The organism is Pedobacter aquatilis (assembly GCF_032678425.1).
In the GTDB taxonomy this organism is placed as follows: domain Bacteria; phylum Bacteroidota; class Bacteroidia; order Sphingobacteriales; family Sphingobacteriaceae; genus Pedobacter; species Pedobacter aquatilis_B.
In genome coordinates, this window is the sequence record NZ_JAVTSG010000002.1 from 135,520 (window position 1) to 159,158 (window position 23,639).

Sequence of the window (23,639 nt, forward strand, 5' to 3'; positions counted from 1 at the left end):
AAGCTGAAAGTTTAAAGCAAAAAAAATAGCCACTTCGTCATTGCGAGGTACGAAGCAATCTCTTAAGCGTTAGATTGCTTTGTGCCTCGCAATGACGGAATTGATCTAAACCCGATTGAAGTGGAAATACTTTTTGTTGCAGGTCTTCGACAAGCTCAGACTGACAACAACAAAAAGATTGAAACGAAAAGCGGGGCTGCATTAACCGAAGGGTTACTGAAAATGCTTTTCAAATAAATAATGTTTCATAAAGACGCAAGCCATAATACGCTGAAAATTAAAATACTCAAGTCTTGATACTTGATACTAAATACTTGATACTAAAAAAATGTTACATCGTCCGCGAAGATTAAGGAAAAACCCGTTAGTTAGAGAGATGGTAGCCGAAACCCGACTATCGAAAGATATGTTTGTGTACCCATATTTTGTGGTGCCTGGAACGAATGTTACGCATGCTATTGATGCCATGCCTGGTGTAAACCATTATTCGGTTGATACTTTGGTTAAGGATGTGGAGATTGGAATGAAAAAAGGCCTGAATAAAATCATGCTTTTCGGTGTGGGCGATGAAAAATCTGCAGATGCAAAATCAGCTTATCACGACCACTCGTTAGTTCCAACTGCTGTACGAGAGTTGAAAAAACAATTCGGTGATGATTTATATGTGGTTACGGATGTTTGCGTTTGTTCTTATACCACTCACGGACATTGCGGCATTATGGAAAACGATTACGTTCAAAATGATAAAACAGTTGATGTAATTGCAAAAATGGCTTTGGCGCATGCACAAGCTGGTGCGGATATGTTTGCACCATCGGATATGATGGATGGCAGAATTGAAGCGATGCGTAATTTGTTGGATGAAAATGGTTTCGTAAATGCAGCTATTATGAGCCATGCTACCAAATTTGCTTCTGCTTATTATGGGCCTTTTAGAGAAGCGGCCGATTGTGCACCAAGTAAAGGTGATAGAAAAGCATATCAAATGGATTTTAGAAATCCTTTGGAAGCCTTGCGTGAAGCACAATTGGATGAGCAAGAGGGTGCTGATGTTTTGATGGTAAAACCAGGTTTAGCTTATTTAGATATTATTCAGCAGTTAAAACAAGATACCAATTTGCCAATTGCAGTTTATAATGTTTCGGGCGAATACTCGATGGTTAAAGCAGCTGCAGAACGTGGTTGGATAGATGAACAAAAAGTTGTAATGGAAACCATGCATGCTTTTGCAAGAGCAGGAGCGAGTATTATTACCACTTACCATATCAAAGATATTTTAAATAACGATTGGATGTAATTTGAGCTGAAAGCTTAAAGCAGAAAAACTAAGGCCATTATATTACGCTTTACTTTTTGCTTTGAGCTTTAGTCTTTCAGCTTTAAGCTTAATAAAAAATGTTAGATTCATTAAAGAAAATGTTTTCAGGCAACGAGGCCGATATTCCTGTAAATACTGGAAGTAAACCTGATATTTCGAGGGTAAAATCGGCGGAGTTGTACGAGAAATCAAAAACGTATTTCCCTGGAGGTGTTAATTCTCCAGTTAGAGCTTTTAAATCTGTTTACGGTACGCCACTTTTTATAGAAAAGGGCGACGGTTGCTACATTTGGGATGCTGATGGTAATCAGTTTATCGATTTTTGTGGAAGTTGGGGGCCACTGATTTTAGGGCATAACAATCCAAAAATTAGGGAAAAAGTTACCGAGGTAATGCAAAACGGAATGAGCTTTGGTGCGCCAACTGCTTTGGAAAATGAACTGGCAGAATTGATTATTAAAAACAATCGTTTTGTAGAAAAAATTCGTTTTACAAGTTCTGGTACGGAAGCGGTTATGTCGGCGATTCGTTTAGCTAGAGGTTTTACTGGCAGAGATAAAATCATCAAGTTCGAAGGCTGTTACCACGGTCATAGCGATTCGCTATTGGTAAAAGCTGGTTCTGGTTTAGTTACTTTCGGCGAGACTTCTTCGGCCGGTGTTCCAAAATCTTTTGCTGAAGAAACCATCGTAATTCCATTGAATGATACGGCTGCAATTGAGCAGGCTTTTGGGCAATTTAAAGACCAGGTTGCTGCGGTAATTATAGAAGGTATTCCTGCAAACAATGGCTTAATTTTACAAGATGAGGAATACATCAAATTCTTAAGCAAGATTACTAAAGATAATGGTGCACTATTAATCTTTGATGAAGTAATTACAGGTTTCCGTGTTGGTTTTGAAGGTGCTGCGGCATATTACGGTATTACGCCTGATATTGTTACTTACGGAAAGATTATCGGTGGCGGTTTGCCTGTTGGGATGTACGGTGCAAGAGCCGAAATTATGGCGCATATTTCGCCTGATGGTGGCGTTTACCAAGCGGGTACATTATCTGGTAATCCAGTAGCAATGGCTGCGGGTATTGCAACTTTAACAGAGTTAAATAAATCTGGTTTTTACAAAGATTTGAATAATAAAACGCAAGATTTTGTTGCGAGTATCCAGCGTTTTGCTACCGCTAGAAATTATAAATTTAAGGTGTTTACGGTTGGTTCTATCTTTTGGTTTGCTTTTACGGATAAAGATAAAATTCAATCGGCTGATGATATTGATGCGAGCAGCATGGAGAAATTCAAGGTGATGCACCGTGAGTTATTAAACCGTGGTATTTACTTAGGTCCATCTGGATATGAAGTTGGTTTTGTTTCTGCTGTGCATACTAAAATTGAGTTAGAAAAAGCGAAAAGAGCAATTTTTGAAGCGCTTGATTTGGTGTTTAAAAAGTAGGATTTTACCACAAAGAGTACGAAGGTTTTCACAGAGGAAAAAGAGTTTTTTAACCATTAAGATATTAAGAAAATAGAAGCTAATAAGTCGTCATTGCGAGGCACGAAGCAATATCTTTTGGTGGTTGGCTGTTTTGTATCTTGAAATGGCGGAAGTTAAATAAACCCGATTGAAGTGGAAATACTTTTTTTGCAGCAACTTTGAATAAATTGTCATGCTGAGGCACGAAGCATCTGCAACCGATGAAACAGATTCTTCGTTCCTCAGAATGACAGAAGTTTAAAAAAGATTGCAACTGAAAGCGGGACTGAAATAACCGAGAAAAACAGAAACTTGCTTTTCATACTTCGGCTACGCTTAGTATGACAGATATGCTCCGGAAAGATATTGTTAGATTAGAAAGTAATCTTAAAATCCTTAAATCAAAATAATCCTAGTAAAGACAGATGAAAAAATCGATTATCATATTTTACGCATTACTGCTTTATGCGTTAATCCAGCTCATTTCCTGGGGTACTTTGGTGGTGCGTTTGCAGCCAAGCCGTATGACAATGATTATGGGCGAGGGTTCTGTATTTTTATTTTTACTTTGTATTGGTGGGTATTTTTTACATCAATCGTTAAAACGGGAAGATAAATTAAGAGAGCAGCAACAGAATTTCTTAATGTCGATTACGCATGAATTAAAGTCGCCATTGGCTGCCATAAAACTTTCTATTCAAACCATTGTTAAAAGAGATTTGGATAAAGCTCGTCAGGTTTCGTTGTTGAATAATTCTTTGAAAGATATTGAACGTTTGGACGATTTGGTAGAAAATATGCTTTTGGCTACAAAAATTGAAAACCGTTCTTATACTTTTCCGAAAGAAGAATTTAATTTTTCGGAGTTGGTTTACAGAATTACTGATAGATTACAGGTGCATTCTTGCGGCAACGAACAGCTTATAAATGCACAAATTCAGCCAAATTTGCAGATAATGGGTGACAAATTTGCCTTATCGTCAGTTGTGACGAATTTGATAGAAAATGCGGTTAAATATTCAAGTCCTTGTGATGAGATAAATGTGGGTTTAGATATGGTTGATGGGCATATTCGACTCAGTGTAACGGATAAAGGACCAGGTATTTCAGATGCCGAAAAAATGTTGATATTTGATAAGTTTTACCGTGTTGGTAATGAGAATGTCAGGAAAGCGAAAGGAACAGGTTTAGGCTTGTTTATTGTGAAAGAGGTTTTACAATACCATGATGCAGATATTACAGTAAAAGACAATTTGCCTCAAGGAAGTATTTTTGAAGTAACATTTAGTTAATCTCAATTATGTCACAAAAATTAAGAATTCTATTGGTAGAAGACGAGGATCACTTGTTAGATGCTATCAAATTAAACCTCGAACTTGAGGGTTATAAAGTTCACGCCGTTAAAGATGGCAAAACCGCTCTTAAAGTTTTTAAAGAAGAACGTTTTAATCTAATCGTTTTAGATGTTATGTTGCCCGAAATGGATGGTTTCCAGGTTTGTGAAACAATCCGTTTAGAGAATGCAGAAGTTCCAATTATGTTTTTAACAGCTAAAAATACTTCGGAAGACCGTGTTTTAGGCTTGAAAAAAGGAGCTGATGATTATTTGGTTAAACCTTTCAACTTAGAGGAATTAATTCTTCGTGTTGGTATCTTAGTTAAACGCAGCTTAAAATCAGACGATTTAAAAGAATTAAATTCTTACAAAATCGGCGATAAAACTATCTATTTCAATTCTTTTGAGTTGAAACACGATGATGGTACAATTACACCATTAACTAAGAAAGAAACGATGTTGTTAAAGCTTTTAATTGAGCGCAAAAACGATGCAGTTTCTCGTGAGCAGATTTTAGAAACCGTTTGGAATTACGATGTTTACCCATCAACCAGAACGATTGATAACTTCATTTTAACGTTTAGGAAGTATTTTGAACCAGACCAAAAAAACCCAGTTTATTTTCACTCTATTCGTGGGGTTGGCTATAAATTTACTGATATCCATTAATGTATAACAGTATTGGCAGATATGCCTTAATGGCTGTTTTTATAGTTGCTACATTAGTTTGTATCTTCTTTAATCAATATGAGCTCGCAGCGGTTTCAGGCTTTTTATTTGGTTTCGTAGTTTGGAGTCATATTAGGCATGGTTCTGTTTTAATGGCTTCGAAATATTTTAAAAATAACGAATACGCAAAGGCGAAGCTGATGCTGGCCGAGGTGCCTAATCCTGAACGTTTATCGAAAAACAGGAGAGGTTACTACGAATTTATGCAGGGTAATATTGCTTTGAAAGAGGAAGATTACGATAGTGCTGAATATCATTTTCAGTTGGCAAGTCGTTTTCCAGTTGGTGGTAAAACCCAAAAAGGTTATGTTTTAATACATTTGGCAAATCTCGCTCTGCGAAAAAAGGATAAAGAGAAAGCAGAAGCTTATACAAAAATTGCGAAAGAACTTGCCGATACAGACCGTTCAAAGGATATTATTGTTAAAATAGAACGAGAAATTAGCAAATTATAATATTCGTATTGTCATTTTGAATAACGAAGAACCAGTTTAGGAATAAAAAGGTACTTCGTTTTTTTTTTATTTATACCTTTGCGCAATTAAAAATTTGCTCATCGTCATGCTGTCCCGAAAGTTCGGGATCAGCATCTTTTACAACTTAGACCCTGAAATGAATTTAGGGTGACGACATGGAAACACACAACAAATCATGAAGAATAATTTATTTTTAGACGCAGCATTTTCAAAACAAACAGAACGTCCACCGGTTTGGATGATGCGTCAGGCAGGTCGTTTTATGCCACAATATTGGGAAATTAAAAACAAATACTCTTTTTTAGAGATGTGCAAAAATCCTGAAATTGCTGCCGATGTAACCATGTTGCCTGTTGATTTGTTAGATATTGATGCTGCGATTTTATTCTGCGATATTTTAGTAACAGGTGAGGCAATGGGAGGCGATTTAAGTTTTACTCAAGGTGTTGGACCGAAGTTTGCAAACCCTGTGCGTAATGCTCAGGATATTGAAAACTTAAATGTTGATTGTTTGGATGAATTGCAATATGTTGCCGATGCGATTAAAGTTATTCAACAACGATTAGATAATCATATTCCTTTAATTGGTTTTGCTGGTGCACCTTTTACGGTTATGAGCTATTTAATTGAAGGTGGTTCATCAAAAGATTTTAAATTAACAAAGCTTTTTATTCATAACCAACCAGAATTGGCACATAAACTTTTGGCTAAAATTGCAAAGGTTACGGCTGATTATTTAAACTTGCAAATTGCTGCTGGTGTTAATGCACTTCAGATTTTTGATAGTTGGGCATTGGCTTTATCATGGAATGATTATCAGGAATTCTCGCACCGTTATATTCAGGAAATTATTGCCAACCTAAATAGAAAAGATATTCCAGTAATTTCTTTTTGTAAAGGAAGTTCTGTTTTCGCCCCAATTATGGCAGAAGCAAAACCTGATGTAATTTCAGTTGATTGGAACGCTGATCTACTGAACATTAAAAATGCATTGCCAAAAGGAATAGCCGTTCAAGGGAATTTAGATCCACATATTTTATATGCTGATAAAGCGGTAATCAAGGCGCAAATTCATAAATTGTTTGAGCGTATGCGTGGCACAGAAGGTTTCATATTTAACTTAGGTCATGGTATTATGCCTGATATTCCTTTCGATAACGTAAAATATGCGATTGATGTAGTAAAGGAGTTTAGGTATTAATCCCTAAATCCCTCAAAAGACACTTTGAATAGCAAGCGTAAATGATTAAATTTGAGTATGGAGACATTAATTATCGATATTCCTGAAAACAAAAGTTCGCTAGTGAAAAGCCTTTTGAAAGAGCTTGGTGTTACTATCCATAAAAAAAGCGCTAAGAAAGTTGGTGTTCCAAATAAACTTACCCGCAAAACAATTGAAGATGCACATAATGGAATTGGAATAGGAGAACCAATAAAAGATGTAAAATCATTTTTAGGTTCTCTATAATGTTTACTTTAAAGCCTACTAATCAGTTTAAAAAGGATGCTGAAAGAGTAATAAAGAGAGCTTCTAAAAATTTGGTTTTGATTGAGGATTTCTTAGAAAAGCTTAAGACCAATGGCGCAATCGGTATAGACAAGAAATATCATCCACACAAACTTTCAGGAAATTATAAAGACAACTGGGAAGCTCACATTCAGCCTGATTTATTAATAATTTGGTTTGAGGTAACTGAAGAGAACGATATTATTTTGTTGAGGTTAGGTACTCATTCTGACTTGTTTTAATTTGCAATTTTATTTCTTCAATACCTAATGATAGAAACCCTACAGCCATATTATTACTATTTCCTAGCAGTTCACATTGTATTCGTGATTAGCTGGATGGCGGGTTTGTTTTATATCCTAAGTCTTTTTATTTACCATACCGAAGCAAACGAAAAACCAGATCCTGAAAAAAGTATTCTGATTAAACAGTTTACAAAAATGGAAGCAACTTTATGGAAAATTATTGCAACTCCTGCAATGGTGATTTCTGTAGTGGCTGGTGTTTCGATGCTAACATTACATCCGGGTTTATTACAAGCTGATTGGATGCATGTTAAACTCGGCTTTGTTATTGGGTTAATTATTTACCATTTCATTTGCCAAAATATCGTAAAACAGCTTAAAAACAATCAGTTCAAAATGACAAGCTTTCAATTACGTTTATGGCGTGAGTTAGCTACGATTTTTATGATTGCAATTGTTTTCGTGGTTATCCTTAAAAATGCGCTAAACTGGATTTATGGTTTAATTGGCATTATGGGCGTTGCGATGGCAATTATGGTAGCTGTTAAGCTATATAAGAATTACCGGTTGAAAAAGTAAGCTAAAAAGGTTAAAGCAGAAAGGCCAAAGAATATATTTGAAAGTAATAACATCAGCACATTGTTAACCTTTCGTCAACTTGTATTCCGTTCTTGACACTTGATACCTGCAACTTTATACTTTACCAAAAAACTATTCTAAATTTGAGCGATAAAAAACCAAGCTCATGTTTACAACCCCAGGTTTGAAAAAAGCCTTACTCTTTATATCATTTCTTTTTACAAGTCATTTTGCTTCGGCGCAGTTTAATCAAGCTGCTTTAGAAAATAGAATTCGCCCAGATAGCAGCTTAACCAACGAAGTTCATTTTAATTTCTACAACTTTAACTACGTTCGTAATTACGAATATACCAACGATTTTCACGATGGTTATACCTTGTATGGAACGCAGCTACAACCTCAACTTGTTTATTATGCACATCCTAATTTAGCAATAACGGCAGGCGCTTTCATTCGTAAAGATTTTGGAAGAAATGGTATTACCGATGCAAAACCATTATTTAACTTAAAATATCATAAAAGAAATTTAACCTTAATTTTTGGAAGTTTGGAAGGCGGAATTCAGCATAAATATATTGAACCGCTTTATAATTTTGAAAGAACGATAACCAACCCAATTGAATATGGTACTCAATTATTGGTTGAGCGTAAAAGGTTTAATCTGGATGCATGGATTGCCTGGCAAAAAATGATTGAAAAAGGCGAAGCTGCAAAAGAGGAAATTGTAGGTGGTTTATCTACCGAAACAACTATTGCCGAAAACAATGGCTGGAAATTTAGCTTCCCTGCACAATTTTTAGCTTTTCACCAAGGCGGGCAAATTGATATTTTAAAGGAAATTCCGATTAGTACAGTTTTTAACGGGGCTGCTGGATTGAAATTGCACAAAGAAATTAACAATAACATTAAACAAGTTTATACAGATAACTATATTGCCGTTTATAAAGATTTATCGCCTGATAAGCGACGTGCTTTTCAAGGTGGTTTTGGGATGTGGTTAAATGCAGGTGTTGAGAGTAAATGGGGAAGTTTGGTTGCTTCTTATTGGAAAGGGAACAACTTCATTTCGATTAAAGGAATGCCTTTATATGAATCGGTTTCGAGTAATTTATATACTAACGGCTTAAAGCAAAGCGGCAGGAACATTGTTTCTTTGCGTTATGCCTACCAAAAGGAATTGATTCCGAATTTATACCTTGATGTTCGTTTTGAACCACATATTGACTTGGATAATACGGATAAGCAATTGCAGTTTAATCACTCATTTTTCTTGACTTATAAACAGGATTTTAGATTGTTTAAGGTTAAAAAAGCAGAAAGGTAAAAGACTAGAGTTAAAAATTAATTGCATTAGCGAACCGTTAGCTGAAGCAGATGGCAATGAAATGTTAATTGTTTTAAATTCTTTGCTATTCCTTGCCGTTGGCTTTAGCCAACTTATAAACAGGATTTTAGATTGTTTAAGGTTAAAAAAGCAGAAAGGTAAAAGCAAGAAAGGCAAACAATTAATTGCATTTGACCGTCAGCTGAAGCAGACGGCAATGAAATGCATGGCTGTATAAACTATCGCTATTCTTTGCCGTTGGCTTTAGCCAACGGAACAAGAGTCAGGTTTTTGGGCTTTGGCCAAATTTTGCACATTGCTGCTTTAGGTTAGCGAAGACCTAACATTTCTAAACCCGATAGAAGTGGAAATACTTTTTGTAGATGCTAATGTAAAAGATTGCCGCATCGTTCCTCCTCGCAATGACGACTATGGAGAGCATGATAGTTACAAAAAGATTGTAACGAATAGCGGGACTGACAATCAAAAAAGCTTCTGCCTTTGCTTTCCAAATCAAAAAAATATATCTTTCCAAGAAATTTATTTAAACTTTATCTTATTGATAATCAGTATTAAATAATAAATTTTAACTTTTTTTAACACCTCATGCAACCAATGTTTGTAATCTGCCATCTACTACATACAAACACACAATGAAATTGACGCGAAGCTATACGATAAACGATTTGATGGAGGGCTGCAAAGCTGGCGACCGGAAGATGCAAGAGCTGCTTTATAAGCAAACTGCATCTAAAATGTTGGCCGTTTGTATGCGCTACGCTAAAGATAGGATGGAAGCTGAAGATGTATTGCAAATGGGCTACATCAAAGTTTTTCAAAAGATTAAGGAATACAGAGGCGATGGTTCTTTTGAGGGTTGGATTAGAAGAGTGATGGTGAATACAGCAATTGAAAGTTACCGCAAAAATTTACGCAGTTTAAATGTGGTGGAAATAGATGAGGCGTACGAGCAACCATCAACCGGATTTGATTTTGGCACTTTGGGCATGCAAGATTTGATGAAGGTAATACAAAAATTGGCCGATGGTTATAGAATGGTTTTCAATATGTATGTAATTGAAGGTTATTCACACAAAGAAATAGGAGAAACTTTAGGTATCTCAGAAGGCGCTAGCAAATCTCAATTATCGAGAGCTAGAGCAATTTTAAAAGAAGAAATTATAAAAATGGAGGGATTTGGTTATGCAACCTATACAGGATAAGGATTTTGATAAATTATTCCAAAATGCTTTCGAAGATGCTGAAATAACACCATCGAGAGATTTGTGGAATAGTATTGAAAGTGAAATTGAACCTAAAAAGAAAAGGGTAATTCCAATTTATTGGTTATCTGCCGCGGCGGTTTTGTTAATTGCAACAGTTGGTTTTTTAGTTTACCAACAGCAAGAGGTTAAACCAAAACAATATGCGGATAATGTTACACCAAAAGTTGAAATGCCTGTCGTAACAGAACAGACAACTAAAGATTCATCGATTGCGATTTTATCGCCCGTTGAAAAGCGTGAACAGGCTTCGCCTGTAAGTGCTAAGCCAATTACAACTAAAGTAAAAGATGAGGTAAAACCTGTAGAAAAGCAAAAAGTGATTAACGCATTTGAAGTTCAAAAACAGGAACAGGTGATTGCCAAAGTTGAAGAATCCCAAAAAGATATTAAAACGAAAATTGAAGAAGCCATTTTACAACCAAAGCAAGAAACTGTAATTGCCGCTAATCCAACGATTATTAAAACTGATGATGTTGAAAACGATAATAGTCAGGTTGAAAATAAAGGAATTAGGAATGTTGGCGATGTGGTGAACTTGATTGTAAACAAAGTGGATAAGAGAAAGGATAAGTTTATTCAATTCCGTACGGATGATGATGATTCTTCACTTTCTTCGATAAATATTGGACCGTTTAAAATTGGTAAAAAGAGAAAATAGAACAGGATAGATAAGATTTAAAGATTTTTAGGATTTGGGTAGTTAAAATTCAATCATTCAAAACTCATTCATTCAATAATTAATTAGATAAACACACAAAATATGAAACGTTTAATTTTAACAGCACTTTTGGTAAGCGGACTTGCCGGTGTTATAGCTCCAAGTGTTTTTGCACAACAAGATTCGGTAAAGAAAAAAAGAGTAGATATTAACCTTGGAATGGTAAGATTTACCAAAGGTGGAAAAGACAGCGCGGCTGTAGCGGCTAAACCAGGTCGTTTTGTAGGTGGAATAACCTTTACCAGAGTTGATTTAGGTTTCTCGAGATTAATCGATAACGGCGACTTTAATTTATCACCAAATAATGAATTTTTGGATTATAAAGGTGGAAAAACAAGTACTTTCTCTTTCGACATCCTGCAATTCGGATATCGCTTTAATTCTAACTTTAAGGTTTATGTTGCCGGTGGTTTCGACTGGACTTTAATTAGATTGAGAAAAGATATTACCATCGCAAAAAACTCTAATGAATTTGTTTACACAGATCAATCAGTTCATTTTTCAAAAAATAGATTTTCGAGCAGTTATGTACACATCCCTTTAAACTTCGAATTTCGAACAAAAGAAAATAACAAGGGTAAAAGATTTTACTTTGTAGTTGGACCAGAAGTGAGTTTCTTACTAAACGGGAAAATTAAACAAGTAAGTGAAGAACGTGGTAAGGAAAAACAATACGATAGCTACCACTTTCAAGCGGTTCGTTACGGTGGTACACTTAGATTTGGTTACGGCGGTTTAGGTTTGTTTACCAAATACTATTTCAATGATATGTTTACTACTGCACAACAAGCAGGTTTAAAAAATATGAGTTTCGGAGTAACCTTTGGTTTGAATTAAGATATAATAACACACAAAATGTTAAATCCTGTTTCGGTTAGGCGGAACAGGATTTTTTGTTTAAAACATTTTCGGTAAAGCTTTAGTCTTTCTGCTTTAAGCCTTATCTTTACCATGTGAGCGATACCATAATCAGTGTAAAAAATCTAACGAAACAATACCAGACCGAACAAGCTGGTGGAATAAGAAACGTAAGTTTTGATATTAAAAGAGGCGATGTTGTAGCCATTATCGGCGAAAGTGGTAGTGGTAAATCAACTTTGTTAAAATCGATTTATGGGTTATTAAAAACCGATGAGGGCGAAATTTTTTTTAAGGATAAACGTGTTTTAGGTCCGGATGAACAGTTAATTCCTGGACATAAGCAAATGAAAATGGTTACCCAGGATTTTTCGTTGAATATTTACGCTAAGGTCTATGATAATATTGCCTCACAACTCTCTAATACAGATTTAAAAACTAAAGCCGAAAAAACTTTGGCGATAATGGAGCATCTTCGTATTCTTCCATTACAGAATAAAAAGATAATCGAATTAAGTGGTGGAGAACAACAACGTGTAGCAATTGCCAAAGCAATGGTTGCCGATACTCAAGTTTTATTATTAGATGAACCTTTTAGTCAGGTTGATGCGCTACTTAAAAATCAGCTTCGAGCAGATATAAAACGTGTGGCGGCTGAAACGGGCGTTACGGTTATTTTGGTTTCTCACGACCCTGCTGATGGCTTATTCTTAGCCGACCAGCTTTTGATTTTACGTAATGGTGAACTCTTGCAAACAGGTAAACCATCTGAAATCTATCAACAACCTAAACATATTTATACGGCACAAATTTTAGGTAATGCGGTGGTTTTATCTCGTAGCGATGCCGAAAAACTAGGCTTGAAAACTTTTGCGGGCAATGTTGTTTTTTATCCCGAATGGGCAGAAATAAATAATGGTTGGAATAGCAGGCGTTTTGAAGTAAAAGATGTTTACTACAAAGGGTTTTACGATGAATTATTGTTAGAAAGAAATGGTGTAACCGTTCGAGCCTTGCAATTAAATAGGGGCGAGCACAAAAAAAACGACCACGTTCAGTTGAACATTAGTCGTTTTTTAGAGTTTTAGATAAAATTTTTAATCTGCAGATGATGCAATAAGAACAATTCTGGCGCCTATACTAGCCGTTGGTCTTACAGGTAAGGTATTCCTATTGTTATTGTATTGCAGATAGACTCTAATTCTACCCGGAAATGAACTATAACTATATGAATCCGTTCCGTAAGTAAATGGTAATGCATCATAACCATCATCATTAAACCTCGCAAACGATAATATAATGCCATCATCTTCATATTGCTCAATTCTATTATCCATTATATCTACGTAGTAATAGAGACCATTAGCATCACTTCCAGAAAGCCATTGGTTAGGCTGAATGGTTTTATAAAGTGTTATGTTAGGCGTATTTTGAACAATTGTGTCTTTTTTGCATGATGCCAAACCTAGTGTGACAATGCAAAGCATTAAAATAGTGAGTTTTTTCATGTTGATTTTGTTTAATTTGTGTGTGTACGTTGCGTAATACAAAACAACTGCCAAAAAATCAGCTAAACACAATATGGATTAATAATTGTTAATTCATTTGTACACAACATTGAAATTCGAATTAATTTTAGCTTAAAATGAGAGTATTTTTTAGAGTTTTACCTTGGCTGATTTTATTGATTGCAGGCTACTTTTTTATCTCAAAAAAGTTTAGTATTAATACTTCTGTAGAAAGCAAACATCAGCTTTTAGTAGAAAAAATAGAGGCTATTGGTAAGTTGGAGCTGGTTCGTTACCAAATTAGCGATGTGTTGGAGCATAAAAATAAAACTGACTTTTTACCCGAGGCCAGCGTCTTACTCATTATAAAAGCAGAGGCTGTTGGTTGTATCGACCTTACAAAAATTACAAGAGATAATATCGAAATTGTTGCAGATACTGCTGTAGTAAATTTACCACAGCCAGAAATTTGTTATGTAAAAATCGACCATAAAAATTCTCGTGTATACGATACTAAAATGGCTTTCTTCCGCGAAGCGGGATTAGTTGATGAAGCTTATAAAGCCGCTGAAAAACATATTGCTGCCGAAGTAAAGAAATCTGATATTTTATTACAGACAAAAAATAACGCTACAGATGTTTTGAAGCCATTAATTGAAGGTTTGGGTTATAAAAATGTACGGTTGACTTTCGAATAATCCATTATTTTAGAAAATCCTCACGATGTGGATTAAAAATATCAATCAGCAAGCCATCTTCTAAACAAACCACACCATGAAAAACCATCGTTGGTGCAAAGAAAACATCGCCTTGTTTTAGTATTTTTTTATCGTTACCCATTGTTACTTCGAAACTGCCTTTTGCCACATAACTTAATTGTAAATGTGGATGGTCATGAATCGTTCCAACAGCACCTTTATCAAAATGAACTTTAACCAACATCAGGTTATCATCATAAGCCATTATCTTACGCTTAACGCCAGCGCCCAAATCTTCCCAATCGATATCGTTATCTGCGATTAATGTTTTGTTTGATAAATCTTTAAAATTCATTTTTATTTAGAGTTATGTCACGTTGAGCTTGTTGAACCGCTAACAGATTCAAGATGAATAAAGATGAGTTAAAATACTTTGTTTACACTATCGTCATTGCGAAGCTGGGTATGAGCGAGCTGAAGCAATCTTTTTACATTAGATTGCTTCGTGCCTCGCAATGACGAAGAGCCAAATTATACCAAATATTCAAACAAAGTCTGGTCTTGGTTTAACTCGATAATCTCGAATTTAAAATCTTTCATGCGTTGCAATAAACTTGCATAATCCTCTTTATTCGTAAGCTCGATGCCAACTAATGCAGGTCCGTTTTCCTTATTCGTTTTTTTGATAAACTCAAAACGGGTAATGTCATCATGCGGACCTAAAACTTCATTAACAAATAATTTTAAAGCACCTGGTCGCTGCGGAAAACGAACGATGAAGTAATGTTTCAAACCTTCGAAAAGCAAAGATTTCTCTTTAATTTCCTGCATGCGTTCAATATCGTTATTACCACCACTAATTACGCAAACCACATTTTTTCCTACAATTTGGTCTTTAACTTGTTCCAATGCAGCAACAGATAAAGCACCTGCAGGTTCTACAACAATCGCATCTTCATTATAAAGTTTTAAAATTGTTGTACAAATTTGCCCTTCTGGGATTAAATAAGTAGAGCTTAGCAGTTCTTTACAGTATTGATAAGTAATCCAGCCCATTCTTTTTACTGCAGCGCCATCTACGAAACGTTCAATATTTTCAACAGTTATAGGACCACCATTTTTCAGAGCCTCGCTTAACGATGGCGCACCCATTGGCTCTACACCAAAAATTTTTACATCAGGTTTTACCGTTTGCAAATAGGCACTTACGCCCGAAGCCAAACCACCACCACCAACAGGCACAACTATAGCATCCAAATCTGGCAAATCTTCAAAAATTTCCATGGCAACCGTTGCTTGACCTTCAATTACTTTTTCATCATCAAACGGCGGAATAAATGTCGATGCTTTTTCCTCACTATAAGTCAACGCCTCTTTCAAACAATCATCAAAAGTATCACCAACTAAAACAATTTCGATGTTATCGCCACCGAACATATTTACTTGTTTAATCTTTTGTTTGGGCGTTATTTCAGGCATAAAAATTACACCCTTAATACCCAGTTTTTTACAAGAATAAGCCACACCTTGCGCATGGTTACCCGCACTTGCACAAACGATACCATTTTTTAATGAATCGGGATTTAAAGCACTTATTTTATTATAAGCACCACGCAACTTATAAGAACGTACAATTTGCAAATCCTCTCGTTTGAGGTAAATATTAGCCTTGTATTTTTGCGATAATCCTTCATTAAACTCTAAAGGAGTGCGTTTTACCACACCTTCCAAATTTTTAAAAGCGCTTTCAAAATCGAAAGTGTTTTTTATTGTATCATTCATAATTATTCTCAAGTATTAAGTATCAGGTATAAAAACTTGATGCTTATTTTTATTTTTTGAAAAGCAGGTTTCTGTGCTTTTCGGTTATGGTAGTCCTGCTATTCGTTACAATATTTTTTCAACTTCTGTCATGCTTCCAATGTCGTCATTGCGAGGAGGAACGACGCGGCAATCTTTACAATGAGAATAACTAAAAATATTTCCATTGCTATCAGGTTTATTACACTTTCGTTATTGCGAGACACAATGAAATCCATTCTAATAAAGATTGCTTCGTGCCTCGAAATGACGGTACGGTTTTCAGCTTAAGCCTTTCACCATTAAGCTCACTAAGCCAAATGCAATGCAACCAATTGGTTCAAATCATTATCGTTAATGCCTTGTTTGCTATCGGCTAAAATTAAAAATTGTTTGTAAACGATATCCAATTCTTCTTTCTCCAATTTATGACTCAAACGATCTAAATGGTGTTTCAAAGCCGCACGACCGCTTCTCGCCGTTAATACAATTGTAGCATCAGGGAAACCAACATCTTCAGGTTTAATAATTTCGTAGTTTTCACGGTTTTTTAAGAAACCATCCTGGTGAATACCAGAACTATGTGAAAATGCATTGCCACCAACAATCGCTTTATTCGGTTGCACAGGCATATTCATTTGGTTTCTCACCATGTGGCTCATTTCATAAAAACGAGTCGTATCAATTTGAGTATTTAAGCCCAAAACTTTGTGCGTTTTCAAAATCATGACTACTTCTTCCATCGAAGTATTACCGGCACGTTCGCCAATACCGTTAATAGTACATTCTACCTGGCGAGCACCGTTTTGTAATCCCGCAATTGAATTTGCTGTCGCTAAACCTAAATCGTTGTGGCAGTGAACAGAAATAATTGCGTTATCAATATTTTTAACGTTTTCTTTCAAAAACAAAATTTTTGAACCGTATTGGTCTGGTAAGCAGTAACCGTTTGTATCTGGAATATTTACAACAGTTGCGCCAGCAGCGATTACGGCTTCAACCATTTTAGCTAAAAATTCAATATCGGCTCTGCCTGCATCTTCTGCATAAAACTCAACATCTTCCACATATTTTTTTGCATACTTTACGGCATCAACAGCACGTTGCAAAATATCTTCTCGTGTACTGTTAAATTTATGTTTAATGTGGAAATCAGATGCGCCTATTCCAGTATGGATACGTGGTCTTTTAGCATAACGCAAGGCATCGGCAGCAACATCAATGTCATTTTTGTTTGCACGGGTTAAAGCACAAATAATTGGGTTATTTACTGCTTTCGAAAGTTCGATAACGCTGTTAAAATCGCCAGGACTTGATACTGGGAAACCAGCCTCAATTACATCAACACCTAAAAGTTCAAGCGATTTAGCGATTTCTACTTTTTGGTTTGTATCTAATTGGCAGCCTGGAACCTGCTCACCATCACGTAAGGTGGTGTCGAAAATATAAACTTTGTTCGGGTCGTGAATCATAATCTTGTATTTAGGAATTGACTAATTTTTGTGATAAGAATTTTAAAACCAATTTGCCCATTTCGGCTGTGCCTAAAACTTTAAATCGGTTTGTAGTTTGGTCGGCAATATCATGCGTTCTGAAACCTTCTTTCAAAACAGCATCTACAGTATCAACCAGTAATTTGGCTTCATCTTTTAAGCCGAAACCAATTTCGAGCATTAATGCTGCCGATAGGATAGATGCTAATGGATTTGCTAAATCTTTGCCCGTAATATCGTGTGCTGAACCGTGAATTGGCTCGAAGAAACCTGTACTCTCGCCAACTGATGCCGAAGCCAGCATACCCATCGAACCTGCAATTTGCGAAGCTTCATCCGTTAAGATATCACCAAATAAATTCGCCGTTAAAACCACATCAAATTTTTTCGGGTTTTTGATTAATTGCATAGCTGCATTATCAATAAACATATGTTCAGTTTCAACATCAGGGTATTGTTTAGCAATTTCCTGAACGGTTTCTCGCCATAAACGAGAACTTTCTAGAACATTCGCTTTATCTACCGAACATAACCTTTTGCTACGCTGTTGCGCTGCCTGATAAGCTTTATGAGCGATACGTTCTACTTCGTAACGGTGATAAATCATTAAATCCGAAGCTGTATTTCTATCTTCTGAACGAGATTTTTCGCCGAAGTAAACATCACCAGTTAACTCACGGAAGAATAAAATATCTGTTCCTTTTAAAATTTCTGGTTTAATACTCGATGCCTGAAGAAGTTCATCAAATAGTAATATCGGGCGGAGATTTGCGAATAAACCTAATTCCTTACGGATTTTTAATAAACCTTGCTCTGGTCTAACTTTTAAACTTGGGTCGTTATCGTATTTGGCATGACCAATCGCACCAAAAAGGATTGCATCGCTTTTTCTTGCTTTTTCTAAAGTTTCATCAGGTAGTGGTTCTCCAGTAACTTCTATAGCTGCATGTCCCATCAGCGCTTCGTCAAACTCAAATTCATGTCCAAAAATCTCAGCAACTTTTTCTAATGCCGCTTTTCCCCATGTGGTTACTTCGGGTCCGATACCGTCTCCAGGTATTACTAAAATGTTCTTCTTCATTGTATTATATTTTTCCGTCATTGCAAGGTACGAAGCAATCTTTTGCTTTATCCTAAACAAGATTGCTTCGTCCCTCGAAATGACGAGTTTGAGTATTTAAATTTTCGACGACTTTAACCTCGCCTTTTTCTAATAATATTCTTTTTTCAATGCAAGTTGGCAGTTGCGATTCAAAATGGCCAACATAAATTAAGGTCATCCCGTTGCTACACAATTCATCAATTAATTGGTTAAAATGTTGTGTTTGCTGTTGGTCTAAACCTTGGCAAGGTTCATCCAGAATTAATAATTCAGGATTTTTAATGATTGTTCTCGCTAACAAAACCAAACGTTGCTTTCCTAAAGGGAGCGAGGTTAATAATTCGTTTTTAGATGCCGTTAAACCAAAATATTCTACCAGTTCATCAACTTGAGCACTTTTGGTATATGGTAATTGTTGGAACAATCCGACAGTATCATAAAAACCAGAAGCTATACTTTGCCAAACAGTTGCGCTTGCATCAAAATACCAATGAAATTCTGGAGAGATTAAACCAATATGTTGTTTGATATCCCAAATGCTTTCACCACTTCCGCGTCTGTTGCCAAATAAATAAAGTTCATTTGCATAAGATTGCGGATGGTCGCCATTAACTAAGCTTAATAAAGTTGATTTTCCCGAACCATTATGACCTTGTAACAGCCATTTTTCGCCTGCCTTAACTTCCCAATTGATGTTTTTTAAAACCTGTTTTTCTCCATAGCTGATGTTCACGTCAACCATTTTAACAATGTTTTCAGACGAATAAATTGGCGATTCCTTTAAAAAATCTGGGATTTCTTTATTGTGTTTTTCAGCAAAGGCTAATGTAATTTCCCTTGATTCAGAAACTGAAATTTGTCCGTCTTTTATCTCCGCAAAGCAATTAATTGATTCAGGTAATTCATCATCATTACAAATCAAAATCAACTGAACGCCATTTGCTGAAACCTCATCCAACAAAATATTTAAATTTTTACGTGATGCAGCATCTAATCCAGTGTAAGGCTGGTCGATAATTAACAACTGTGGTTTTAACCACAAAGCTTTAACCAATTGTAACTTTTTGTGTTCTCCACTTGATAATTCGATTAGCTGCGAACTTGCAAATGATGAAAAGTTTAACGCTTCTAAAATAGGCTCTACTTTATCTAAGTGAAGTCCTTTCTCTTTACCATAACTAACCAATTCTGCATGAACGGTTAATGTATCTTTGGCCTGCTGGCTGGTGTAACGTTGTTGGTAGTAGAAATTTGCAACGCCCTCTAAGTTTTTAAATTGATACCAACTTTCAACAAATAAAACTTCAGCTGGTAAATTGTTTTCTTTGAAATTGATTTTTACATCGCCGATTGCACTTTGCAAACCTGCTATTATTTTGGCTAACGAGGTTTTTCCACTTCCACTCTCGCCGTGCAAAACATAATGCTCACCAGTATTTATAGTCCAGTTCAAATCCTTTAACACCGATTTTTGTTGGTGTTTTAGGTTTAAATCTTGAATACTGACGAAACTATCTTTCATATTTTTATTTTTTTACCATCTAAGAAAACCTAAGTAAATCTAAGTTGGGTATTGATGTTTATTTGAACCGCGGATGTTCGGCGGTCGTCATTGCGAGGCACGAAGCAATCCTAAAAATATAGCTAGGATTTTAACCCCTCGCTTTAAGATTGCTTCGTGCCTCGCAATGACGAGTGTGTTCGCTCTAACCTTTATTCTTTCAGCTTTTAGCCTTTTTCAAATTCCTCTATTAATCCTTTTTGTGCTAAGATGAAATCGATGTCATCATAACCATTAATCAAACACGATTTTTTGTAAGGATTAATTTCAAAAGATTCGCTTGCGCCAGTTTCAACAATGGTAACCGTTTGGTTTTCCAAATCAACTTGTAAAGGGGCATTTGCATTTCCATCAACTGCTTCAAAAATTTGAGCTAAAAAGTCTTCGCTAACTTGTATTGGTAATAAACCATTATTTAAAGCATTGCCTTTAAAAATATCCGCAAAGAAACTGCTGATTACTACATCAAAACCAGCATCCTGTATTGCCCAAGCTGCGTGCTCGCGACTGCTTCCGCAACCAAAGTTTTTACCCGCAACTAAAACCTGTCCGCTGTAGGTTGGATTGTTTAATACAAATTCTGGCTTTGGCGTATTGTCGCCATTGTAACGCCAATCGCGAAACAAATTTTCGCCAAAACCTTCACGAGTAGTCGCTTTCAAAAACCTCGCAGGAATAATCTGATCGGTATCAATGTTCTCTATGTTTAAAGGCACTATTGCCGATGTTAATTTTGTGAATTTTTTCATTTTATTAGTATCAAGTAGCGAGTATCAAGTAACAAGACTTAATTTTCGCAATTTTGTATTTTGCTTTTCACTTTAGCCTTTCAGCTTTTTTTATCGCTTTCACTCTCAATCTTCTGTAATCTGCAACCCATTCTCCATTAATGAAATAATTGGGTTTCAGAATCTCAACCGCTAAATTTTTAATAGATTCAGCTTGGTCATTAGTTATGTTTTTAAAGGCGTGCTGTGCAAATTGATTAATCCAAGCATACATGCCTTCTTCGCCAATAAGTTTTGTAGGTCTGTCGAACAACCAAATTTGTTCTACTTCAAATCCTTTCGATTCTAGAAGGTTAGCATATGTGCTAATTGATGGAAAATACCAAAAATCAGTAATTACTTTATCTGCTAAACCTAACTGTTCAGCAGCAGACTTTATGGCATCGGTAATACTTTTTACATTGCCTTTACCGCCAAATTCAGCAACTAATCTTCCTCCAGTTTTCAGGCTTCCAAATAAACCTTCAACCAAATTATTTTGATCTTCAATCCAATGGAAAGTAGCATTGCTGAAAATGGCATCGAAGTTTTCTTTGTAAGGAAGTTTAGTTCCATCGACCACTTCAAAGTTTAAATTTGGATAGGCCGTTTTTGCATTTGCAACCATATCCGCTGATGCATCAGTTCCTAAAATAATCGCTCCGCTTTCGGCAATTTGTGCCGCCAGCTGACCAGTTCCACAACCCACATCTAAAATCTGCTCGTTGATTTTTGGCGCTAACCACTGCAAAACATCTGCTCCGTAATCAGATACGAAATGATGTTGTTTGTCGTATAACGTTGCATCCCAAACTATTTCTGGCATAACTTTTTCTTCTTTGAACAAGATTTTTAAGATTCAAGGATTTTAAGATTATTGAGGAATGCAAAAAGTAATCATCAAACCCTTTAAAATCCTAATTTTTTAGCTTCTTTTATTTCAATCTTTTATAGGTATATTTTAAAAACATTAAAGCCCTTAACCTTTTAACCTTCGACATTTGTATAATGTTCTACAACTGGAAAAGGCTCATAAAAATGATGCAATAATTTTTTCCAATCTTGATATTCTGCTGAACCTCTAAAACCTTCTGTATGCGCTTCCAATGTTTTCCAGTTTACTAATAGAATGTATTTATCAGTTTCCTCTAAACACTTTTTTAGCTGATGCGAAATGTAACCTTCCATAGAGGAAATGATTTTCTGAGCCTCTATAAAAGCTTTTTCAAAATCAGCTGATAAACCAGCCCTTACATTTAATATCGCAATTTCTAAAATCATTTCTCTATGTTTCCGTCATTGCGAAGTACGAAGCAATCTATTACTATAGAGATTGCTTCGTGCCTCGCAATGACGAGAGGATTAGCTCTTCTTGTTTGTTTTTTTCTTTCAGCTTTAACCTTTTAGCTTTCAGCTAAAAACTCCCTCACATCGGTAATCACTCCGGTTACAGCAGCAGCAGCAGCCGTTAAAGGACTAGCTAATAATGTTCTTGCGTTTTGTCCTTGTCTACCTTCAAAATTTCTGTTAGATGTAGAAACACAATATTTTCCAGCTGGAATTTTATCCTCATTCATACCTAAACAAGCACTGCAACCTGGTTCACGCAATTGGAAACCTGCCTCTTCGAAAATTTTATCTAAACCTTCGTTTTTAGCCTGCTGTTCAACTTGTTTCGAACCCGGAACAATCCAAACGGTAACATTATCCGCTTTGCGCTTATCTTTTACAAAATCTGCAACCTCACGTAAATCTTCAATACGAGAATTGGTACAACTGCCGATGAAAACATAATCAACAGGTTTGCCGATTAATGATGCATCATCATCAAAGCCCATGTAATCCAATGCTTTTTGATAAGAAAGTTTTTCTTTTTCTGGCTGTGCATTGGTTGCAGGAATATTTTCATGAATCCCCATTCCCATTCCTGGATTAGTGCCGTAGGTAATCATTGGTGCAATATCTTCAGCTTTAAAAGTTAAAACACTATCAAATTTTGCATCAGCATCGCTGTATAAAGTTTTCCAATAAGCTAAAGATTTATCCCACTCTTCGCCTGCTGGCGCAAATTCTCTGCCCTTAATGTAATCGAAAGTGATTTGGTCTGGCGCAATTAAGCCACCTCTCGCACCCATTTCGATACTCATGTTGCAAATCGTCATACGGGCTTCCATACTTAAACTTTCAATTGCCGAACCTGCATATTCAATGAAATACCCAGTTCCACCAGCGGCAGAAATTTGAGCAATGATGTAAAGGATAATGTCTTTTGCACCAACACCTTTTCCAAGCGTTCCGTTAACCTCAATTTTCATGGTTTTAGGTTTCGATTGCAATAAACATTGTGTTGCGAAAACCTGCTCAACCTGCGATGTTCCAATACCGAAAGCAATTGCACCAAAAGCACCATGTGTAGAGGTATGACTGTCGCCGCAAACCATTGTTTTTCCTGGCAAGGTTATACCCAATTCAGGACCGATTACGTGAACAATCCCTTGAAAAGGGTGACCTAAGCCATAAAGTTCAATTCCGAATTCTGCACAATTTTTAGTCAGCATATCTACTTGATAGCGAGAAAGCTCTTCTTTAATCGGCTGCAATTGGTTTAAAGTTGGCACGTTATGGTCGGCAGTTGCTACCGTTTGCTGCGGACGGAAAACAGGTAAGCCTCTTTTGCGCAAACCATCAAAAGCCTGCGGAGAAGTTACCTCATGTATTAAGTGTGTATCAATGTATAAAATATCAGGAAATCCCTCTTCACTTTTTACAACGTGCGCATCCCAAATTTTTTCTACTAATGTTTTTGACATTTTGTTTTGTATTTAATGTTGTCAGTCTGAGCTTGTCGAAGACTTTTCAAGAATA

The 23,639-nt window shown here is 36.0% G+C and carries 25 protein-coding genes; 15 read left to right on the top strand and 10 right to left on the bottom strand.

Features of this window, described 5'->3' with window-relative positions; all coding sequences use genetic code 11:
* Positions 1 to 328: 328 nt before the first annotated feature.
* The 14 genes from hemB to R2Q16_RS06595 all read left to right on the top strand — a co-directional run bounded on the left by hemB (position 329) and on the right by R2Q16_RS06595 (position 12,933).
* The gene (hemB, locus tag R2Q16_RS06530) at positions 329 to 1,297 is read left to right on the top strand and encodes a porphobilinogen synthase (protein ID WP_316735932.1); all 969 of its coding nucleotides are present in this window, start codon (positions 329 to 331) and stop codon (positions 1,295 to 1,297) included.
* A gap of 98 nt (positions 1,298 to 1,395) precedes the next feature.
* Complete coding sequence (gene hemL, locus R2Q16_RS06535) at positions 1,396 to 2,766, top strand: glutamate-1-semialdehyde 2,1-aminomutase (RefSeq protein ID WP_316735933.1); 1,371 nt, start codon at positions 1,396 to 1,398, stop codon at positions 2,764 to 2,766.
* Between the two features lie 446 nt (positions 2,767 to 3,212).
* Positions 3,213 to 4,079: a sensor histidine kinase gene (locus R2Q16_RS06540; RefSeq protein ID WP_316735935.1), complete on the top strand. Its 867-nt coding sequence runs from the start codon at positions 3,213 to 3,215 to the stop codon at positions 4,077 to 4,079.
* Positions 4,080 to 4,087: 8 nt separating this feature from the next.
* A complete protein-coding gene (locus R2Q16_RS06545) occupies positions 4,088 to 4,792 on the top strand; it encodes a response regulator transcription factor (protein ID WP_269413539.1) in 705 nt (234 codons plus the stop codon).
* Complete coding sequence (locus R2Q16_RS06550; RefSeq protein ID WP_316735939.1) at positions 4,792 to 5,307, top strand: hypothetical protein; 516 nt, start codon at positions 4,792 to 4,794, stop codon at positions 5,305 to 5,307. The genes R2Q16_RS06545 and R2Q16_RS06550 overlap by 1 nt, the downstream gene beginning before the upstream one ends.
* A gap of 196 nt (positions 5,308 to 5,503) precedes the next feature.
* Complete coding sequence (gene hemE / locus R2Q16_RS06555) at positions 5,504 to 6,529, top strand: uroporphyrinogen decarboxylase (RefSeq protein WP_316735940.1); 1,026 nt, start codon at positions 5,504 to 5,506, stop codon at positions 6,527 to 6,529.
* A 57-nt stretch (positions 6,530 to 6,586) separates the two neighbouring features.
* Positions 6,587 to 6,796, top strand: a complete 210-nt coding sequence (locus R2Q16_RS06560; RefSeq protein ID WP_316735942.1) for a hypothetical protein — start codon at positions 6,587 to 6,589, stop codon at positions 6,794 to 6,796.
* On the top strand, positions 6,796 to 7,077 hold the full coding sequence (locus R2Q16_RS06565; protein WP_316735944.1) for a type II toxin-antitoxin system YafQ family toxin: 282 nt from the start codon (positions 6,796 to 6,798) through the stop codon (positions 7,075 to 7,077). The genes R2Q16_RS06560 and R2Q16_RS06565 overlap by 1 nt, the downstream gene beginning before the upstream one ends.
* 27 nt (positions 7,078 to 7,104) lie before the next feature.
* A complete protein-coding gene (locus tag R2Q16_RS06570) occupies positions 7,105 to 7,659 on the top strand; it encodes a CopD family protein (RefSeq protein WP_316735946.1) in 555 nt (184 codons plus the stop codon).
* A gap of 166 nt (positions 7,660 to 7,825) precedes the next feature.
* Positions 7,826 to 8,983 (top strand): hypothetical protein, encoded by a 1,158-nt coding sequence (locus R2Q16_RS06575; protein WP_316735948.1) that lies wholly within the window; start codon positions 7,826 to 7,828, stop codon positions 8,981 to 8,983.
* A 653-nt stretch (positions 8,984 to 9,636) separates the two neighbouring features.
* Positions 9,637 to 10,206, top strand: a complete 570-nt coding sequence (locus R2Q16_RS06580) for an RNA polymerase sigma factor (RefSeq protein ID WP_316735949.1) — start codon at positions 9,637 to 9,639, stop codon at positions 10,204 to 10,206.
* Positions 10,187 to 10,927: a hypothetical protein gene (locus R2Q16_RS06585; RefSeq protein WP_316735950.1), complete on the top strand. Its 741-nt coding sequence runs from the start codon at positions 10,187 to 10,189 to the stop codon at positions 10,925 to 10,927. Before R2Q16_RS06580 ends, R2Q16_RS06585 begins: the two co-directional genes overlap by 20 nt.
* Before the next feature lie 102 nt (positions 10,928 to 11,029).
* Complete coding sequence (locus R2Q16_RS06590) at positions 11,030 to 11,824, top strand: outer membrane beta-barrel protein (protein ID WP_316735952.1); 795 nt, start codon at positions 11,030 to 11,032, stop codon at positions 11,822 to 11,824.
* A 116-nt stretch (positions 11,825 to 11,940) separates the two neighbouring features.
* Positions 11,941 to 12,933: an ABC transporter ATP-binding protein gene (locus tag R2Q16_RS06595; protein WP_316735954.1), complete on the top strand. Its 993-nt coding sequence runs from the start codon at positions 11,941 to 11,943 to the stop codon at positions 12,931 to 12,933.
* A gap of 9 nt (positions 12,934 to 12,942) precedes the next feature.
* Here R2Q16_RS06595 and R2Q16_RS06600 read toward each other — a convergent pair whose 3' ends face one another.
* On the bottom strand, positions 12,943 to 13,353 hold the full coding sequence (locus tag R2Q16_RS06600; RefSeq protein ID WP_316735956.1) for a hypothetical protein: 411 nt from the start codon (positions 13,351 to 13,353) through the stop codon (positions 12,943 to 12,945).
* A 137-nt stretch (positions 13,354 to 13,490) separates the two neighbouring features.
* On the opposite strand from R2Q16_RS06600, the gene R2Q16_RS06605 reads away from it, so the two are divergent.
* Positions 13,491 to 14,051, top strand: coding sequence for a DUF4230 domain-containing protein (locus R2Q16_RS06605; protein WP_316735957.1), 561 nt, complete (start codon positions 13,491 to 13,493; stop codon positions 14,049 to 14,051).
* Between the two features lie 4 nt (positions 14,052 to 14,055).
* On the opposite strand, the gene R2Q16_RS06610 is transcribed toward R2Q16_RS06605, so the two are convergent.
* The 9 genes from R2Q16_RS06610 to leuC all read right to left on the bottom strand — a co-directional run bounded on the left by R2Q16_RS06610 (position 14,056) and on the right by leuC (position 23,584).
* Positions 14,056 to 14,406 (bottom strand): cupin domain-containing protein, encoded by a 351-nt coding sequence (locus R2Q16_RS06610; RefSeq protein WP_316735959.1) that lies wholly within the window; start codon positions 14,404 to 14,406, stop codon positions 14,056 to 14,058.
* A 176-nt stretch (positions 14,407 to 14,582) separates the two neighbouring features.
* Positions 14,583 to 15,833: a threonine ammonia-lyase IlvA gene (ilvA, locus tag R2Q16_RS06615; RefSeq protein ID WP_316735960.1), complete on the bottom strand. Its 1,251-nt coding sequence runs from the start codon at positions 15,831 to 15,833 to the stop codon at positions 14,583 to 14,585.
* A gap of 329 nt (positions 15,834 to 16,162) precedes the next feature.
* Positions 16,163 to 17,323: a 2-isopropylmalate synthase gene (locus R2Q16_RS06620; RefSeq protein ID WP_316735962.1), complete on the bottom strand. Its 1,161-nt coding sequence runs from the start codon at positions 17,321 to 17,323 to the stop codon at positions 16,163 to 16,165.
* A gap of 10 nt (positions 17,324 to 17,333) precedes the next feature.
* Positions 17,334 to 18,425, bottom strand: coding sequence for a 3-isopropylmalate dehydrogenase (gene leuB / locus R2Q16_RS06625; protein WP_316735964.1), 1,092 nt, complete (start codon positions 18,423 to 18,425; stop codon positions 17,334 to 17,336).
* Between the two features lie 52 nt (positions 18,426 to 18,477).
* Positions 18,478 to 19,968 carry an ATP-binding cassette domain-containing protein gene (locus R2Q16_RS06630; RefSeq protein WP_316735966.1) on the bottom strand — a complete coding sequence of 497 codons (1,491 nt, stop codon included), beginning with the start codon at positions 19,966 to 19,968 and terminating at the stop codon, positions 18,478 to 18,480.
* A 206-nt stretch (positions 19,969 to 20,174) separates the two neighbouring features.
* Positions 20,175 to 20,756 (bottom strand): 3-isopropylmalate dehydratase small subunit, encoded by a 582-nt coding sequence (leuD, locus tag R2Q16_RS06635; RefSeq protein WP_316735968.1) that lies wholly within the window; start codon positions 20,754 to 20,756, stop codon positions 20,175 to 20,177.
* A 67-nt stretch (positions 20,757 to 20,823) separates the two neighbouring features.
* Positions 20,824 to 21,600, bottom strand: coding sequence for a class I SAM-dependent methyltransferase (locus R2Q16_RS06640; RefSeq protein ID WP_316735969.1), 777 nt, complete (start codon positions 21,598 to 21,600; stop codon positions 20,824 to 20,826).
* Positions 21,601 to 21,761: 161 nt separating this feature from the next.
* A complete protein-coding gene (locus tag R2Q16_RS06645; RefSeq protein WP_316735971.1) occupies positions 21,762 to 22,055 on the bottom strand; it encodes an antibiotic biosynthesis monooxygenase in 294 nt (97 codons plus the stop codon).
* A 122-nt stretch (positions 22,056 to 22,177) separates the two neighbouring features.
* Positions 22,178 to 23,584 carry a 3-isopropylmalate dehydratase large subunit gene (gene leuC, locus R2Q16_RS06650; protein ID WP_316735973.1) on the bottom strand — a complete coding sequence of 469 codons (1,407 nt, stop codon included), beginning with the start codon at positions 23,582 to 23,584 and terminating at the stop codon, positions 22,178 to 22,180.
* Between the last annotated feature and the right edge of the window lie 55 nt (positions 23,585 to 23,639).